The 17,246-nt window shown below is 53.9% G+C and carries 14 protein-coding genes; 8 read left to right on the top strand and 6 right to left on the bottom strand.

Translation table 11 applies throughout. From position 1 onward, the window contains the following. The 3 genes from purK (at position 1) to AYI96_RS06135 (ending at position 4,734) form a co-directional block, all read left to right on the top strand. A complete protein-coding gene (gene purK / locus AYI96_RS06125; protein WP_144361208.1) occupies positions 1–1,080 on the top strand; it encodes a 5-(carboxyamino)imidazole ribonucleotide synthase in 1,080 nt (359 codons plus the stop codon). Positions 1,081–1,148: 68 nt separating this feature from the next. Then, positions 1,149–2,369 carry a sensor domain-containing diguanylate cyclase gene (locus AYI96_RS06130; RefSeq protein WP_039033751.1) on the top strand — a complete coding sequence of 407 codons (1,221 nt, stop codon included), beginning with the start codon at positions 1,149–1,151 and terminating at the stop codon, positions 2,367–2,369. 55 nt (positions 2,370–2,424) lie between these two features. Further along, positions 2,425–4,734: a toxin-antitoxin system YwqK family antitoxin gene (locus AYI96_RS06135; RefSeq protein WP_144361209.1), complete on the top strand. Its 2,310-nt coding sequence runs from the start codon at positions 2,425–2,427 to the stop codon at positions 4,732–4,734. Positions 4,735–4,984: 250 nt separating this feature from the next. Here the strand turns inward: AYI96_RS06135 and AYI96_RS06140 are convergent, their stop codons facing one another. The 3 genes from AYI96_RS06140 to AYI96_RS06150 form a co-directional block, all read right to left on the bottom strand. Next, positions 4,985–5,401, bottom strand: coding sequence for a YbaY family lipoprotein (locus AYI96_RS06140; RefSeq protein WP_039033749.1), 417 nt, complete (start codon positions 5,399–5,401; stop codon positions 4,985–4,987). Between the two features lie 11 nt (positions 5,402–5,412). Then, complete coding sequence (gene tesB / locus AYI96_RS06145) at positions 5,413–6,276, bottom strand: acyl-CoA thioesterase II (RefSeq protein WP_039033748.1); 864 nt, start codon at positions 6,274–6,276, stop codon at positions 5,413–5,415. A gap of 70 nt (positions 6,277–6,346) precedes the next feature. Continuing rightward, complete coding sequence (locus AYI96_RS06150; protein ID WP_052248016.1) at positions 6,347–7,231, bottom strand: SDR family NAD(P)-dependent oxidoreductase; 885 nt, start codon at positions 7,229–7,231, stop codon at positions 6,347–6,349. A 233-nt stretch (positions 7,232–7,464) separates the two neighbouring features. Here AYI96_RS06150 and AYI96_RS06155 point away from each other — a divergent pair, with 233 nt between their 5' ends. Then, positions 7,465–8,340 carry a 1,4-dihydroxy-2-naphthoate polyprenyltransferase gene (locus AYI96_RS06155; protein WP_039033747.1) on the top strand — a complete coding sequence of 292 codons (876 nt, stop codon included), beginning with the start codon at positions 7,465–7,467 and terminating at the stop codon, positions 8,338–8,340. 110 nt (positions 8,341–8,450) lie between these two features. Here the strand turns inward: AYI96_RS06155 and gndA are convergent, their stop codons facing one another. The 3 genes from gndA to AYI96_RS06170 all read right to left on the bottom strand — a co-directional run bounded on the left by gndA (position 8,451) and on the right by AYI96_RS06170 (position 12,669). Then, entirely contained in the window at positions 8,451–9,989 is a 1,539-nt protein-coding gene (gene gndA, locus AYI96_RS06160; RefSeq protein ID WP_144361210.1) for an NADP-dependent phosphogluconate dehydrogenase, read from the bottom strand. Positions 9,990–10,146: 157 nt separating this feature from the next. Next, positions 10,147–10,461, bottom strand: a complete 315-nt coding sequence (gene sugE / locus AYI96_RS06165) for a quaternary ammonium compound efflux SMR transporter SugE (protein WP_039033745.1) — start codon at positions 10,459–10,461, stop codon at positions 10,147–10,149. Between the two features lie 291 nt (positions 10,462–10,752). Then, a complete protein-coding gene (locus tag AYI96_RS06170) occupies positions 10,753–12,669 on the bottom strand; it encodes a propionyl-CoA synthetase (protein ID WP_144361211.1) in 1,917 nt (638 codons plus the stop codon). A 391-nt stretch (positions 12,670–13,060) separates the two neighbouring features. Between AYI96_RS06170 and AYI96_RS06175 the strand changes: the two genes are divergently transcribed. The 4 genes from AYI96_RS06175 (at position 13,061) to AYI96_RS06190 (ending at position 17,240) form a co-directional block, all read left to right on the top strand. Then, on the top strand, positions 13,061–13,468 hold the full coding sequence (locus AYI96_RS06175; protein WP_025009395.1) for a MerR family transcriptional regulator: 408 nt from the start codon (positions 13,061–13,063) through the stop codon (positions 13,466–13,468). Between the two features lie 60 nt (positions 13,469–13,528). Further along, on the top strand, positions 13,529–14,698 hold the full coding sequence (locus tag AYI96_RS06180) for an isovaleryl-CoA dehydrogenase (protein WP_144361212.1): 1,170 nt from the start codon (positions 13,529–13,531) through the stop codon (positions 14,696–14,698). Between the two features lie 68 nt (positions 14,699–14,766). Next, the gene (locus tag AYI96_RS06185) at positions 14,767–16,374 is read left to right on the top strand and encodes a carboxyl transferase domain-containing protein (protein ID WP_144361213.1); all 1,608 of its coding nucleotides are present in this window, start codon (positions 14,767–14,769) and stop codon (positions 16,372–16,374) included. Positions 16,375–16,385: 11 nt separating this feature from the next. Beyond that, positions 16,386–17,240 (top strand): enoyl-CoA hydratase-related protein, encoded by an 855-nt coding sequence (locus AYI96_RS06190; protein WP_243883659.1) that lies wholly within the window; start codon positions 16,386–16,388, stop codon positions 17,238–17,240. The last annotated feature ends 6 nt before the right edge of the window (positions 17,241–17,246 follow it).

A 17,246-nucleotide genomic window follows, 5' to 3' on the forward strand; every position in this document is an offset into this window, starting at 1 on the left:
ATGGCTGACAAGAGAGTTTGGGTACTGGGCGATGGCCAACTGGGTGCCATGTTGCGTCATGCCGGCCAACCGCTGGCGATAGATGTCCGCCCGGTGGATATCATGGCGCCAAGCGATGAAAAGTTGCCGCTGACAGACACAGATATTATTACTGCCGAACGTGAGCAGTGGCCCGAGTCACCCCTGAGCCTGCAATTATCGCAGCACTGTCATTTCATCAATGGTCCGGTATTTGGCCGCCTCGCCGACAGATACACCCAAAAATCCCTGCTGGATCAGCTCAAGGTGGCCACTGCGCCTTGGGAACTGCTGGACGATAACACCCAAGCTAATGATCTTTATCACAAATACGGTGAAAGAGTTCTACTGAAACGCCGCACCGGCGGCTATGATGGCAAGGGACAACACTGGCTGAAACAGGTCGAGTCGAGCACTATCCCAGCCGATTGGCGTAATGAGGCGATTGCCGAGCAGGCGATCCCCTTCGATGAAGAAGTGTCTCTGGTTGGGGTTCGCAGCCGCAGCGGCGAGTGCTTCTTTTATCCCTTAACGCTCAATTTGCATCAAGATGGCATTCTGATGGCATCGATAGCCCCCTTGGCCCGGTTGCAACCATTGCAGGCCGAGGCCGAAACTATGCTCAGCAGTATAATGCATGAGCTGGAGTATGTTGGGGTGATGGCGATGGAGTGTTTCCGGGTGGGCGATCACCTGCTGGTCAATGAGCTGGCGCCAAGAGTGCACAACTCAGGGCACTGGACTCAGGCAGGCACTCATATGGATCAGTTCCAGCTGCACCTGCGGGCCCTGTGCGAATTGCCACTGATGACGCCTCAGGTTAACTTCCAGTGTGTAATGGTCAACCTGATAGGCATAGATAAGGACGACCGTTGGCTGAGCCTGGCCAATGCCGAGCTATTCTGGTACGACAAAGAGGTGCGCCCCGGCCGTAAGGTAGGCCACCTGAACTTGTCGGTACTGGATAAAAACGCGCTGGCAAACAGCATCAGCCAGCTTAAGCAGTGGATGCCGACTCAGTATCAGGCACCACTCTCATGGATACAGGCAGAGTTTGACTGAAAAACGGGCGGGCAAGGGTTGCCCGCCTTTTACGACTGTTCAAGGCATAACTTTAGGGCTTTCAGGATTTGTTGGATCAGAACGGACTCAAAAAGCAGAAGATAGACACATTGGATCTGCGTTATCATCTGCTGCTTATGTTACTGCCGCTGCTACTGATAGCCTTATTATTTTGGGTCACCAGTCCAGCCGGAGAACTTCCCTGGCTGCAGTGGGTTGGGGTTTCTGTCATCTATTTCATGGCCTATAGTTTGGGCTACTTTGTCCACCAAGGGCGCCTGGGCCGGCTGTGGCGACACCTGGAACAGGTGCTGGGTATCAACGAAGCCACCTTCGAGTTGGTGCATCTTTCCAGCCAATACGAAACCGAACACGCCTTCCTCAATGCCCTACTGGGTAAAGCAGTCGCCATGATAGATGGCGCCGAAATGGGCTCTATCATACTGGTGAAACCCGGCAGTAATAAGCTGCACTTTGAATCGGCTGTTGGGCTGGATATGACCAAATTGCAACGGCTGAATATGACCCTGGAGCAGTCTTTCGCATACAGGTTGACCAATGGCCGCTGCGACCGGGTAGTTGTAGTCAACGATATGCGCAAACTCAACGCCCAGAGTGGTCTGAGTCCTGAAGCTCAAACATTATTGTTAAACGCAGCCGCCCCTCCCATTAGCGCGACGCTTTCAAGCCCACTCCATATAGATGGCAAACTCTATGCCATGCTCAATCTCGACAGTTCATTAGTTGCCAGCTTCAGCAGCTATGACAGGGATCTGGTGGCTATTTTGACCCATGAAGCCGCCAATGCCATCGCCCTGTACCAAAAGTCCCGTCAGATCCACCAATTGGCCAACTTTGACAGCCTGACGGGGCTCGCCAATCGCAAGTATTTTGAAGAGCAAACCCAGAAGTGGCAGCCCAAAAACAACATAGAAAGCATGCTGGTGCTGCTGGATATGGATAACCTGAAAAAAATCAATGATAGTCTGGGGCATGGTGCCGGTGACTTTGCACTCAAACGTTTGGCAACCGAGCTGAAACTCGCTTTTCCGACACCGGCGCTGGTGAGCCGCTTTGGCGGCGATGAGTTTGTGCTGCTCAGCTACGGCAGTGAAACTTGGCTCAGAGAACGCTTACGGCAAGTCGAGACCAAGCTGACCACCGATAAGGTTGCCGTGTATTTCAGCGCTGGCATCGCACCTTTCAATGGCGATGTGGAGCAGAGTCTCAGGTTGGCAGACAACCAGATGTACCAATATAAAAAAGCCCGCAAGAGTGAGCTCAAATAAGTAAAGAACCGGATCCCAATGACGGGGTTACAGAAGTCGGTAACAAGGAGAAGCTATGCATAAACATCTCACCATCATGACAATGTTGGTCGTGAGCACATCGACTTTGCTGCAACAGGCACAAGCGGCACAAAACCTCTCTTCCTTAATGGTGGAAGTCCGGCAGCAGGATGGTATCCCTCATTATTACAATCTGGCCAGTGGCATGCCCCTCAATGGTGAGATCTCCATCATTCGCGATAACCAAGGTTATACCCAAGCGACTTTCTCTCAAGGATTGCCCAATGGCCGCTGGCAGGTATTTCACCCCAACAATGCCAAATTGATTGAGGGCCAGTATTTCCAGGGTTATCAGAATGGCAGCTGGCGCATGTATGACCTCAGCGGCCAGATGACCGAATTACAGGTGTTCAACAAGGGCGTACCCGAAGGGGAATGGCAAACCTTTGACAGCAATGGCCGCCTCAATGAAAGCGTATTCTACCGCAGCGGCAATAAAGAGCTGGTCAAGCGCTTCTACGCCAGCGGTAAACTCAAGGCCAGCGAAACCTATACCGATAACCTGCGCCATGGTCAGTGGCAGAGCTTCTATGAAAATGGCACCCTGGCACAAAGTCAGCAATATGCCAACAACCAACTCTTTGGCGAGTATCTGGAGCAAAACAACCAGGGCGTCATCAAGATCAAGGGCAAATTCGATGCCAATGGCCAACGTCAGGGCGTCTGGCAGAGCTTTTTTGATGATGGCAGTAAAGAGAGCGAAACTCATTTCAGCGCCGGAGAACGGGACGGCGAAAGCCTGAAATATCACCCCGGCGGTGAACTGGCGGTCAAATGTGCTTACCGCGCGGGTAAACGCCAGGGCCCATGCCAAACCTTCGACAATAAAGGCGTGCTGCTGGGCAATGAACTCTTCAGTGACGGCGAAAAAGATGGCCACCAGGAGTACTTCAACAGTGAAGGCAAGCTGGTCATAGAGCAGCATTACAAAAATGGCCTGCAAACCGGTATACAGAAACGTTTTCATCCCAATGGCCAGTTGGCCGAGCTGGAAACCTTCCACGACAGCCAATTGAGCGACAACGGTCAATATCCCCGCCATGGCAAGTATGAACGTTTCGATATCGACGGCAAACCCCTGGAAAAGTCCCAGTTCACCATGGGCCTGCTGGATGGCTTATATCAACGTTTCAGCGCCGGCGTTTTGCAAGAGTCCAGCCAATGGCAACAGGGAAAACGTCACGGCGACTTTATCCGTTACTTCCCGAACGGGGAAAAACGCAGCCTGGTGCAATATCAGCATGATAAGCAAACCGGAAAGTCCATCCGCTACTTTGAAGATGGCACAGTGCAAGAACAGGGCGAAGTCATAGACGGTAAATGGGTCGGCAAGTATGAGAGCTTCTACAACAATGGCAAGCCCAGGGAGTTAGCCCACTATGCCAAACACAAGGCCGCCAAGGATTATCGTTATCCGCTCGATGGTGCCTTCAAGCGCTGGTACGCCAACGGCGATCCCAATGAGGAAGGCGCATATCTCAACGGCGACAAGGACGGGCTCTGGATTCAGTATCGCGAAGGGGTCAAGAGCCGGGAGCAGACCTTTGTCAAAGGCAAACTCAATGGCCAATATGCCGAGTATTATCATGGCCGCCGCCGGGTTACGGGGGAGTACCTGGACAATAAGAAGACAGGTAGCTGGATAGACTACCGCTACGAAGAGGACGATCCCACCTTCGGCACCATCCCAGAAGGCAATGTCAGGATCAAGAGCCAGTGGCAGCAGGGTAAGTTGCATGGCGCACGCGAGCATTACAGCTTCAAGGGCATCCTTTATCGCAAGGAAACCTATGCCAATGGCGACAAGAGCGGCAACTACAGCGAGTACTATGTCGACAATGGGCAACAGAAACTGGCCGGCGAGTTGTTAAAAGGGGCCAAAAGCGGCCAGTGGCAAAGCTGGTTTGAAGATGGCATGCTCGCCGCCAGTCAAGAGTTCAAGGACGATGTACTGCACGGCAAGTCTGAGCAGTACTACAGTAACGGCCAGTTGAAACTGCAGGCCAACTACTGGCAGGGAAAACTCGATGGCAAACTGAGCCAGTACTTCCAAAATGGCAAACCACAGAGCCATGAACAGTGGCTCAAGGGCCAGAAAGAGGGTGAAGCCAGTTACTTCCACAACAACGGCAAGCTGGCCGAGAAAGGCACCTTCCTCAGGGACAGAAAAGAGGGGCTGTGGCAGACCTTCTGGACCAATGGTGAGAAGCGTACCGAAGGCAGCTATATCAGCAATCGCGAATCAGGTGACTGGAACTTCTACGATCAGTTCGGCAAGCTGATAAAGACTGAACACCATGGTTAATCTCCCCCCCGGTTTCGCGACTAGAGTTGAGGATTGTGAATTTTGGCAGCATCTATTGGCGAGAAAATGGGTTCAATAGACAAGTCGCCAAGGCTAGAGTCGTAAGCCAGCCTGATAGCAGCGGCTAATATCAAGTTACCGAAATAAACAGCCCCTTCCCCAGCCGGCCTCATCAGTAACCATAAAAATGCCGCTTACAAAAGTAAACGGCATCACGCGACAGAGGGATCCTAGCGCCAATATCAAATAATCAAGGTTGTTGTTCCAACTGAGGTATTGGCACCGCCTTCATCAACACTTCGGTGGTGAACTTGTCATTGTTGATCACCGGATATCTGTCATAGGTTTGGAAAATCACCCTTCCCTGATACTGGATCATGGCGACCACACCATAGTTGACATCGGACTCAAGGGTTTCAGTCGGTAAAATAAACTTGAACGGCACCGGCGCCCTGGCGATATCAAAGCTCTTTTGTGCCACGATTACCCCGGGGGTGTCCAAATCTATGATGGCAATGGTGATACTGGAACCTTGAGGCAAGGCCACTCTTTCCAAGTAACCAGCGGCCCCGTTGACGATAACAGGAGCTTTGGGGTCAACAGTGACACAGCCGCCTAGAAACACTATCCCAGCAGCAATTACCAGTCCTTTCAAATACTTAATCATCTTGCTTTCCCTTATTTGGCGGTCATTCTCATCAAGCCTTCCTGAGTGGCAGAAGCCACCAGCTCGCCCTGTTGATTAAAGAATTGCCCTCGCACATATCCCCGACCGCCACTGGCATTGGGACTCTCTATGGCATAAAGCAGCCATTCCCCCATATTGACAGGTCGGTGGAACCAGAGTGAGTGATCTATAGTGGCCATCCGCATCCCCGGGGTCAAAAATGACACCCCATGAGGCTGAGCCGCTGTCACCAAAAAGTTGAAATCCGAAGCGTATGCCAATAGGTAGTCGTGCATTTCATGTTCGGGCGGCAAGGCACCATTTGCCCGCATCCATACATGTCGTACGGGCTCAGTGGCCGCCGGAGCTACAGGGTTAAGCGGATTGACCAGGCGCATTTCAATGGGGGCATCGGCCATAAACTTTTCCAGCATTCTGGAGGGCACCTTATCCCTCATGGTCATTGCCAACTCCTGCTGATTGAGTATCCCTTCTGGGCCGGGAACCTCTGGCATTTCTGCCTGATGGCTGAAGCCAACTTCCGGCTCCTGGAAGGAGCAAGTCATGTAGAAAATCGGCCGCCCTTTCTGAATCGCCTTCACCTGACGGGCGCTGAAACTACCACCGTCACGCATATTTTCAACTTCGTAGACTATCGGCAGCTTTTCATCGCCTGCACGTAAAAAATAGGAGTGCAGTGAGTGCACCTGGCGCTCTTGCGGCACAGTACGACGGGCGGCACTGAGGGCCTGACCCATGACCTGACCACCAAACACATGACCAAAACCCAGATCCTGACTCTGGCCCCGATAAAGTCCGATTTCTATCTGTTCAAGCGCGAGCAGTGACAAGAGATCATCTAAAACCTGGCTCATAAAACTCTACTAACTGGCTGACATATACCGCAAAGATTAACCCAGAACCGCCCTCCGTGACCAGATGACTTTACTCTATCTCTATATCATGCTCAGCGGCAGCTTGTCTGGCCCAGTTAACAATTTGCGCCTCACCGCTGTCGCTGAAACCCAGCGGTGTGGCCACACTCAACTCTGGCCAGGCTCTGGCCAAAAGCTCAGGAGTACAAGCATCGGCATTAAAGTAACCCGGCTCTGTCTGCGCTATTCTCACCCGGCTGATACTGCCTGCTGCAGCCAACAAATGTTGCCCATTGGGCGCCTGCTCACTGAGCAGAAACAACCCGGCTGCCAATGGTGCGCTCAAACCAAATAAAGGTTGTACCGGCAGTGCCAGATGTTGCTCCGTCATAGGGGTGGTAGCCAAAGGATAGAGACTGTTGACACGGATGTTATGATTGCCGCCTTCACGACTGAGACTATTGGTTAATCCAAACAAAGCCATCTTGGCGCTAGCCCAGGCACTTTCAAAAAGATCTCCAAACAGTCCACTAACACCCCCCAACAAAAGGATCCGGCCATACTCCTGTGCCTTCATTCGCGACCAGAGGCCGTGACAGAGAAAGAAGCTGCCATCTAGATCCACCTGCAACTGCCGTCGCCACTGCTGTGGTGTCAGTTTTTCAAATGAGCAAGGGGTATGGATCCCGGCACAGGCCACCAACAACTCTATGGTGCCAAAGTGGTCACAAGCTTCCTGCAGCACCAAAGCAACATCTTGCTCATTGGCAACATCACAGTGCCAGGCTTTGGCATCGGCCCCCAAAGCAGAAATCGCATTCAAGGTATCTTTACAGCTGTCTATGTCCAGCAGTGCCAGACTGGCGCCACGCTGAGCCAAACCTATGGCAAAGGCGCGCCCCAACCCCGAGGCGGCACCGCTGACAAGGGCTGTCCTGCCCCCAAACCCCATCATATTAACCTCTGCTTTAGTAATAAGCTCATGAAATACCGGGTATTCTTTAACAATAAGAACACATAATCCCCTAAGGTTATTTGATTATGGCTGCATTTTTTTAATCCGCACGGGTACAAATGTGCGCTGACTCAAACTCTGTTAAATGCATTTATCCGATTGTGCTAACTTTCAAGTGGAAAATTGGTATCCTTAGCATGTTTTCCCATCTTTAACTCTGAAGAATTAACAAGATGAATCCCTGGATTTTAGCCTCACGGCCGCGCACCTTGCCTGCGGCAATAGGACCCTTGCTGATAGGCAACATTCTGGCTCTGCAACTGGAGAGTTTTAGTTGGACCATTGCAGTGGCATCTATGGTCTGTGCCCTGTTACTGCAGATTGCCGTTAACCTGGCCAACGACTACTTTGATTTCAAAAATGGTATAGATACCGAAGAGCGACTTGGGCCGATAAGGGTCACCCAGAGCGGCTTACTCGACCCGCTGAAAGTGCGTAATGCAATGATTTTTTGCCTATTGCTGGCATTGGCGGTGGGGTCTTTCCTCATCTGGCACGGTGGCTGGCCGATTGCCATCCTGGCGGCGGCTTCCATTTTGGGCGCCCTGGGTTACAGCGGTGGCCCATACCCGTTGGCCTCACACGGCCTGGGTGAAGTGGCGGCCTTTATCTTCTTTGGCTTGGTAGCCGTTGTCGGCAGTTACTATCTGCAGGCCGGTGATACCAGCACTGCAGCCTGGATTTTGGGTAGCGCCGTGGGCCTGCTCAATGCCGCCATCTGCCTAGTTAACAACACCCGCGATATCTATACTGACGAGAAAGCCGGCAAGCGCACTTTGGCGGTACGTATAGGTGAAGCCCAATCCAAGGTGCTGTACCAGGCGTTGGTATACTTACCCTTCGGCCTGATTATCGCTGGTTTCCTATTGGGCTTGCTACCTGGGCTACCTGTGCTGCTGACAGGCCTCGCGCTGCTGATGGCCCGCAAGCTGTCCAGTGATTTTATCCAGGAGTCAGGCGCAGCATTAAACCCTTTACTGGGGCGCACCGCCAAACTGACTATGATATTCAGCGCCCTGTTCAGCTTAGGCTTGGTGTTTACCCTTTAGCACTGGGATAGCTATAAACAAAGGGATAGAAATAGCAAAGGCTTCCACTGCCAAGCAGTTGGAAGCCTTTTTGTTGGCCGGTGATAGTATTCTGCCCGACCCGGTTTCCCTCAATCCAGCTTAATCAGCGGCCGCTTGGGGTCACTCCAATCCAGGTGATAACGCTCGTTGGCAGCTTGGTCTATGCGCTCAAAACTATGTGCTCCGAAAAAGTCCCGTTGCCCCTGTAACAGGTTGGCCGGCAAGGTCTCGGTGCGATAACTGTCGTAGTAGGAAAGCGCCGATGAGATGCAGGGCACTGGCACACCCGCAAGTACCGCCTTGGCAACCGTTTGCCGCCATGCCTGCTGGTGCGCCGAAAGCGTTGAAGCAAAGCCATCGGCCAACAGCAAATTGGCCAATTCCGGCTCCTTGTCGTAGGCTGCGGCTATGGATTGCAGGAATCTGGCGCGAATAATACAGCCGGCGCGCCAGATCCTGGCAATGGCGGCAAAATCCAGCTGCCATCCCTGCTCCTGAGCCTGCATCGCCATCAACTGGAACCCTTGGGCATAACAGCTCACCTTGGCGCAATAGAGTGCACTCTCCAAGCCATCAATAAAACTTTGTTGCTCGTCCGGGGCCGCCGATTGAGTGTCTCGCGCTTCGGGACCGGCCAGCTTGGTAGCCAAACTCTGGCGCAGAACTTTTTGAGTACTGATGGCGCGGGCATAAACCGCTTCGGCGATAGTGGGCGCCGGGCAACCTATCTGCAAGCTGCTAACTGCCGTCCACAGGCCTGTGCCCTTCTGCCCTGCCTTATCTAGGATCATCTCAACCAGAGGCTTACCGCTCAATGGGTCCTGTTGCCGCAAGACCTCGGCGCTGATTTCCATCAGATAACTGGAAAGCACACCTTTATTCCAGCGCTCGAATACCTCGGCAATGGCGTAGGCATCAAGACCCAGCACTTGGCTTAGCAGATGATAAGCCTCGCAAATCAACTGCATATCGGCATATTCAATACCGTTGTGCACCATCTTCACATAGTGACCGCTACCGGCCGGGCCTATGTAAGCCGTGCAGGGCTCCCCTTGGGTAACCGGGTTGCCGGGCTCGAATCGCTCCAACGGTAATCCGGTGTCACCATCCACCTTGGCAGCTATCGCCCGCCAAATAGGAGCAACCCGCCCCCAGGCTTTGATATCGCCGCTGGGCATCAGCGAGGGCCCGAATCTGGCCCCCACCTCACCGCCGGATACGGCGGAGCTGAAGAAGATAAACTGATCGCGATAGCGCAGCTCCCGCGCTATGGTGTCTGTCCACAGGCTATTGCCCGTATCTATGACTATATCCTCGCGCTCAATTCCGGCATCGAGCAGGGATTGGCATACGGCATCGACTGCCGCACCGGCCGGAATGGACAGCAGCAGAATGCGCGGCGTTGCTAAATTCCCCATCAAATCAGTAAGATTATTACAGCCAAACAGCAATTGTTCCCTCTCGGTCACTTCCATCTTGGCCTGGTTTTCGGCAGCAATCACTTTGCGACTGTCCAGATCGAACGCCGCGACCCGATAGCCGTTATCTATGATATTGAGAGCGAGATTCTTGCCCATCACACCCAGGCCTATGACCCCGATGTCAGAAAGATGCTTGTGGGTTTGCATTGTTATTAATTCCACGGGTAGCAGAGGAGCCGGTCGTTTTGTGAGCCAACAACCGGCCTTGAGTGGATTAATTATACTGATTAACGAAAGTTAATTACCAGCCGCCCTTGACGATAACCTTGTTTGAAAAACACGATTAACAGACAAACATCCGGGTTCAATTAGCCAGTTTCAGTCCCAAAACACCAATAAAAATCAACAGCAAACTGCCGATTTTCATCAGACTGGCACTCTCGCCGAATAGCCAGATCCCCACCAATGCCGTGCCCATAGCGCCAATGCCTACCCAAACACCGTAAGCCGTGCCTATAGGCAATGACTTGGTCGCCAGCCCAAGCAAACCGACACTGATAGCCATAGCGCCCAAGGTCAACAGACTCGGAATTAACTTGGTAAAACCCTGGGTATATTTAAGGCCTATGGCCCAACCTATTTCAAACAAACCTGCGAGGATTAAGAGTAACCAGTTCATGAACCCGTCCCTTTTTAAGAGGGGTCGTCCCCGATAGTGGAAAAGGCGCTTACAGGGTCGTCCCTGCGGCCAGAGTGATAAGGCTACATAGTGAGCTTAAGTTGCAAGCCTGAATGTAAAACTTGGATGCTACTACTTTGTATGTAACTACTTGTTGTTGCCCCGAACGGAGCAGCGGCATCTTAGCAAAGGCCGACTAAAAGGGCAAAGTGTAAGAGGCGCGCCTTTGCAACATGAAAAACAGTTAAAAAAACGCCTGCCGACGGCAGGCGCAAAAGGAGAAAGTCAGCCTCAGGCGTGCTCTTTCACCAGAGAATCGGCATAGCCCATACGGGTCAGTGCGGTGCGTACCAGATCCAGAGTAGCGGGATCTTCTATGGTCGCGGGCGCCTTGAACTCCTGATTGTCGGCAATTTTACGCATGGTGCCGCGCAGTATCTTGCCGGAGCGGGTCTTGGGCAACTTGGGTACAGCGCTCACCAAACGGAACGCCGCCACCGGGCCTATTTCCTGGCGCACCAGGGCCACCAGCTCCTTGTGTAGCTGTTCTTCGCTCAGGGTATTGCCCATCTTGAGCACCACCAACCCCAGCGGCACCTGGCCCTTTAGCTTATCTTCGACACCGATAACCGCCGCTTCAGCCACCGCCGGGTGCTGACAAAGCACCTCTTCAAAGCGCCCGGTCGATAATCTATGACCGGCCACATTAATGATGTCATCGATGCGACTCATGATGTAGAGATAGCCCTCTTCATCCATATAGCCGGCATCTCCGGTGAGATAATAGCCGGGATACATGGCCAGATAGCTGTCATGGTAGCGCTTATCATTTTGCCACAGCGTGGTCAGGGTTCCAGGCGGCAGAGGCAGCTTGATAACCACATTGCCCGACTGCCCGGGAGCCACCTGCTCCCCCATTTCGTCCAGTACTTCCACCTGATAACCGGGCACGGCTCTTGCCGGTGACCCGGCTTTGACCTGAATAGGGGCAACCCCCATCAAGTTGGCAGCAATGGCCCATCCGGTTTCGGTTTGCCACCAGTGATCTATTACTGGCTTGGCCAGCTTCTCAGCCGCCCACTTCAGGGTATCCGGGTCACAACGCTCGCCGGCCAGAAACACGTTTTTCAGGCAAGAGAGGTCACTTTGAGCCACATAGCTTGCCTCCGGGTCCTCACGTTTGATAGCGCGAATCGCAGTCGGTGCGGTAAAGAAACTCTTGACCTTGTACTTGGCTATGGTGCGCCAAAAAGTACCGGGATCCGGGGTGCCCACAGGTTTGCCTTCAAACAGCAAGGTGGTGGCACCTACCAGTAGCGGTGCATAGACAATATAGGAGTGACCCACTACCCAACCCACATCCGAGGCTGCCCAGAAGACATCTCCTGGTTCTATGTCATAGATGGCCTTCATCGACCAGGCCAGCGCTACCGCATGACCACCATTATCACGCACAACCCCCTTTGGCTGCCCTGTGGTGCCTGAGGTATAGAGAATGTACAAGGGATGGGTGGCTTCGACCGCCACACAATCGGCAGGAGTCGCCTGACAGATGGCACTCTGCCAGTCATGATCCCGCCCTGGCTGCAACTCGGCCTGATACTGACTGCGACCGAGAATAAGACAGTTTTCCACCTTGTGCTCGGACTGTTCCAGCGCCTTGTCCAGTAGGGGCTTATAAGGCACAACACCTGAAGGTTCTATGCCGCAAGAGGCAGACAATACCAATCTGGGTTTGGCATCGTTAATCCGGGTTGCCAGTTCATTGGCGGCAAAGCCGCCGAACACCACTGAATGTATGGCGCCTATGCGGGCACAGGCCAGCATGGCAAACACGGTTTCCGGCACCATGGGCATATAGATAACGACTCTGTCGCCCTTATTGATGCCGACAGATTGCATCCAGCCCGCCAGGCGACTCACCTGCTGCTGTAATTCGTTATAGCTGATGCCGTACTCGGTATCGGTTACCGGACTGACATATTGAATGGCGGTCTGTTCGCCGCGCCCGGCGGCCACATGTCTATCCACCGCGTTGTAGCAGGTGTTGAGCATGCCACCGCGAAACCAGTGATAAAATGGCGCTTCACTCTCATCCAGCACCTGCTCCCAGGGCTGTTGCCAATCAATGGCGCGGGCACACTCACCCCAAAACTGTGTCTTGTCCTCGAGTGACGCCTTATGCATGGCTAAACCCGGATCTATCATTATCTTTCCTCCCAAAGGACGCCGTTCTGCGACGGCACTGCGTTCCCTTCCTTCCTGTGACAATTAAAGTCCTTTTTGGTCTTGTCCCCAATTAGACGTTAGCCTAAAACCCTGTTCGAACTGCGCCTTTTGGCTTCCGAGTATTTTGCTGTCCATCCGAAGCGGACATCAAAACGATTGGAATGCAAACATGCATAGTGAAGGATGCCATGTACCGTTACCCAGATTGGAAGACAAATAAACAGGTTACTGAAGCAAGTGTTTCAATACGGGCAAAGGCCGATGGCAGCGGCGGTGGACACCAAGCTGCTCGCAAAATGCCACAACAAACTTTACCTTTACGTAAACTTCATATATCTTGCCAAACAGGTTCAATTTTATGGTGTTATCGATGAGCGCAAACCACAATCCACAAACCACTTACTCCATCAGTGATCTGTCAAAGGAATTTGATATCACCACCCGTAGCATCCGCTTCTATGAAGATCAGGGGCTGCTCAAACCCAGGCGTCGTGGCCAGACCCGTATCTACAGTCTCAAGGACAGAGTCAGACTGAAACTTATTCTGCGCGGCAAGCGTCTGGGCTTTTCCCTGGCGGAAACCCGCCGACTGTTTGAACTCTACGATGCCGACAAGAGCAGCCATGCACAGCTCAATACCATGTTGGCCCTGATTGAGGAAAAAAAGACCTCACTGCAACAGCAGATGGACGATATCAAGGTGGTGTTGATGGAACTCAATTCTGCCGAACTTCAGTGCCGTCAGGCGCTGGATGACATGGAGCAGGAAAAAGCCTGAGCCATTGACCAAACACCATAATAATAAAATAAAAATATTAACTTACAGGACATCAAGCCAATGAACTCTCTCTACTCAAGCCTCAACTTTGGACTCGGTGAAGAAATCGATATGCTGCGGGATGCAGTCAACGGTTTCGCCGCCAATGAAATCGCCCCCATTGCCGCCAAGGTGGATCAGGACAACGCCTTCCCCAACGAGCTTTGGCCTCAGTTCGGCGACATGGGGCTGCTTGGGATCACAGTCCCCGAAGAGTTCGGCGGTGCCAACATGGGTTATCTGGCGCACGTTGTCGCCATGGAAGAGATCTCCCGCGCTTCGGCGTCCATAGGTTTGTCCTACGGCGCCCACTCCAACCTGTGCGTCAACCAGATAAACCGCAACGGCAATCAGGCCCAGAAAGACAAATATCTGCCCAAGCTGGTCAGCGGCGAGCATATAGGCGCACTGGCGATGAGTGAACCCAACGCAGGTTCAGACGTGGTTTCCATGAAGCTGCATGCCCGCAAGGAAGGCGACCGTTACATTCTCAACGGCAACAAGATGTGGATCACCAATGGCCCGGATGCCCACACCTATGTGATTTATGCCAAAACCGACTTGGACAAGGGCCCGCACGGGATCACTGCCTTTATCGTCGAGCGCGGCTTCAAAGGCTTCTCCCAGGCACAGAAGCTCGACAAGCTGGGAATGCGTGGCTCCAACACCTGTGAACTGGTATTCGAAGACTGCGAAGTCCCGGAAGAGAATATTCTCGGCGGCCTCAACCAGGGTGTGAAGGTACTGATGAGCGGCCTCGACTACGAGCGGGTGGTGCTCAGCGGCGGCCCTCTTGGGATAATGACCGCCTGCATGGACATAGTGATGCCCTATATGCACGAGCGGGTGCAGTTCGGCAAATCCATCGGCGAATTCCAACTGGTGCAGGGCAAACTGGCCGACATGTACACAGGCATGAATGCCGCCAAGTCCTATATCTATAACGTCGCCAAGTCCTGCGATCGCGGCGAAACCACACGTAAAGATGCCGCCGGTGCCATTCTCTACAGCGCCGAGCTCGCCACCAAGATGGCACTGGACGCCATTCAGCTGCTGGGCGGCAACGGCTATATCAATGAATACGCTACAGGTCGCCTACTACGCGATGCCAAGCTCTATGAAATCGGCGCCGGTACTTCGGAAATCCGCCGCATGCTCATCGGCCGAGAGCTGTTCAACGAAACCAAGTAATGCCGAATACCGGGGCCGTTCAAGCGGCCCTTCACGCTCCCCCATTCAGTCGAAAAGGATGACAAGCCGTGCCTCAAATCAGCAGTAGAATCAACGCCCGCAGCGATGAATTCAGGGAAAAACAAGCCGCCATGTCCCACCTGGTGGCCGATGTCCAACAAAAACTCAACAAGATAGTCGAAGGCGGTGGCCCTGTGGCCATGGAGCGCCATCTGTCCCGCGGTAAACTGGCGCCGCGTACCCGGGTAGAGAAACTTCTGGATCCCGGCTCGCCATTTCTGGAACTAAGCCAGTTTGCCGCCTTCGAAGTCTATGACGAAGAAGTGCCCGCCGCCGGCATCATAACCGGGATCGGCCGGGTCAGCGGAGTCGAGTGCATGATTATCGCCAACGACGCCACAGTCAAAGGTGGCACTTATTATCCGCTAACGGTGAAAAAACACCTGCGGGCTCAGGAGATAGCCGAGCGCTGTCACCTGCCCTGCATCTATCTGGTGGACTCGGGCGGTGCCAACCTGCCACGCCAGGATGAAGTGTTCCCGGACAGGGATCACTTCGGCCGCATCTTCTTCAATCAGGCCCGCATGTCCTCCAAAGGGATCCCGCAAATCGCCGTGGTCATGGGCCTGTGCACCGCAGGTGGCGCCTATGTGCCGGCGATGGCCGATGAATCGATTATTGTCCGTGAACAGGGCACCATCTTTTTGGCCGGCCCGCCGCTGGTGAAAGCCGCCACAGGTGAAGAGGTCAGTGCCGAAGAGCTCGGCGGCGCCGAGGTACACACCAAGATAAGCGGTGTGGCCGATCATCTGGCGCAAAACGACGACCACGCGCTGGAGTTGGCCCGCAATGCCGTCTCCCGCCTCAATCACCAAAAACAGATTGCCCAAACACTGAGCCAGGTAAAGCCGCCCAAGTACGATATTCATGAGCTCTACGGCATAGTCGGCACCGACTTGAAAAAGCCCTTCGATGTCAAAGAAGTGATTGCCCGCATCGTCGATGACTCAGACTTCGACGAGTTCAAGGCCGGTTATGGTGCCACTCTGGTATGCGGTTTTGCCCGTATTCATGGCTACCCGGTTGGCATAGTGGCCAACAACGGCATTCTGTTTTCCGAGTCGGCGCAAAAAGGCGCTCACTTCATCGAGCTTTGCTGCCAGCGCAAGATCCCGCTGCTGTTTTTGCAAAACATTACCGGCTTTATGGTCGGCAAGAAATATGAGCATGAAGGCATAGCCAAACACGGCGCCAAGATGGTGACCGCAGTATCCTGCGCCACTGTGCCCAAGTTTACCGTGATCATTGGCGGCTCCTACGGCGCCGGTAACTACGGCATGTGCGGCCGCGCCTTTGAACCCACCATGATGTGGATGTGGCCCAACGCCCGCATCTCAGTCATGGGGGGGGAACAAGCCGCCGGAGTGCTGGCCACAGTGCGTAAAGACGGCCTGGCCCGCAAGGGGCAGACCATGAGCGCCGAGGAAGAAGCCGCCTTCAAGGCTCCGGTGATAGCCCAGTACGATAAAGAAGGGCATCCCTACCATGCCAGCGCCCGCTTGTGGGACGACGGCATTATCGACCCGGCCCAGACCCGTGATGTGGTTGGCCTGGCATTGTCGGCGGCGCTGAATGCGCCCATAGAGGACACACGTTTCGGCGTGTTCCGCATGTAATGGAGGCCGGTATGGATTATCAATATCTGACCTTAACCACCGACTCCCGCGGCGTTTCATCCCTGGTGATGAATCGCCCGCAGCTGGCCAACGCCTTCGATGAAGTGATGATTGCCGAGCTCATTGATGCGCTGGAGTCCCTGGCCCGGGATCCCGCCTGCCGGGTGCTGCTGCTGAAAGCCAACGGCAAACATTTCAGCGCCGGCGCCGACCTGAACTGGATGCGCAAACAGGCGGCGATGGACTTTGACGACAACCTCAAAGACGCCGCCGAGTTGGCCCGGTTGATGGCAACCCTGGATCAATTCCCCAAGCCGTCATTGGCCCTGGTACAGGGCGCGGCCTTTGGCGGAGCGCTGGGGCTGGTGTGTTGCTGTGATATCGCCATAGCAACACCCAAGGCCAGCTTTTGCCTGTCAGAGGTGAAGCTTGGCCTGATCCCGGCGGTTATCAGCCCCTATGTGCGCCGCGCCATGGGCGAGCGTCAGGCGAGACGCTATATGTTGACCGCAGAGCGTTTCGATGCCGAAGCCGCCAAAACTTTGCAACTGGTGCATCAGGTAGCAGACGATCTCGAGGCCGCCGCCGCGCCCCTTATCGAATCGCTGCTGGGCAACAGTCCGCAGGCACTCAACTGGTGCAAACAGCTGATAAGCGATATCCGCCACGGACTGATAGATGAACAGACGCTGGCGCTCACCGGCGAGGCCATCGCCCGGATCCGGGTGTCTGCTGAAGGCCAGGAAGGGCTGAACGCCTTTTTCGAAAAACGCCCGCCGAGCTGGCAAGGCTCAAGTGACAATCCGGGCAATAACTCCAGTTGCAATCCAGGCAATAGCTCAAACCCGCCACAGCGCCGTGACTAAGGAAGG

The organism is Shewanella sp. MSW (assembly GCF_007636515.1).
In the GTDB taxonomy this organism is placed as follows: Bacteria; Pseudomonadota; Gammaproteobacteria; order Enterobacterales; family Shewanellaceae; genus Shewanella; species Shewanella indica.

Bases quoted from the DNA above. Each gene is read 5' to 3' on its own strand.
- gndA (WP_144361210.1), bottom strand. From the start codon at position 9,989: ATGCAAACCCACAAGCATCTTTCTGACATCGGGGTCATAGGCCTGGGT.
- purK (WP_144361208.1), top strand. From the start codon at position 1: ATGGCTGACAAGAGAGTTTGGGTACTGGGCGATGGCCAACTGGGTGCC.
- sugE (WP_039033745.1), bottom strand. From the start codon at position 10,461: ATGAACTGGTTACTCTTAATCCTCGCAGGTTTGTTTGAAATAGGTTGG.
- AYI96_RS06170 (WP_144361211.1), bottom strand. From the start codon at position 12,669: ATGATAGATCCGGGTTTAGCCATGCATAAGGCGTCACTCGAGGACAAG.
- AYI96_RS06190 (WP_243883659.1), top strand. From the start codon at position 16,386: ATGGATTATCAATATCTGACCTTAACCACCGACTCCCGCGGCGTTTCA.
- AYI96_RS06180 (WP_144361212.1), top strand. From the start codon at position 13,529: ATGAACTCTCTCTACTCAAGCCTCAACTTTGGACTCGGTGAAGAAATC.
- AYI96_RS06175 (WP_025009395.1), top strand. From the start codon at position 13,061: ATGAGCGCAAACCACAATCCACAAACCACTTACTCCATCAGTGATCTG.
- AYI96_RS06155 (WP_039033747.1), top strand. From the start codon at position 7,465: ATGAATCCCTGGATTTTAGCCTCACGGCCGCGCACCTTGCCTGCGGCA.
- tesB (WP_039033748.1), bottom strand. From the start codon at position 6,276: ATGAGCCAGGTTTTAGATGATCTCTTGTCACTGCTCGCGCTTGAACAG.
- AYI96_RS06140 (WP_039033749.1), bottom strand. From the start codon at position 5,401: ATGATTAAGTATTTGAAAGGACTGGTAATTGCTGCTGGGATAGTGTTT.
- AYI96_RS06150 (WP_052248016.1), bottom strand. From the start codon at position 7,231: ATGATGGGGTTTGGGGGCAGGACAGCCCTTGTCAGCGGTGCCGCCTCG.
- AYI96_RS06135 (WP_144361209.1), top strand. From the start codon at position 2,425: ATGCATAAACATCTCACCATCATGACAATGTTGGTCGTGAGCACATCG.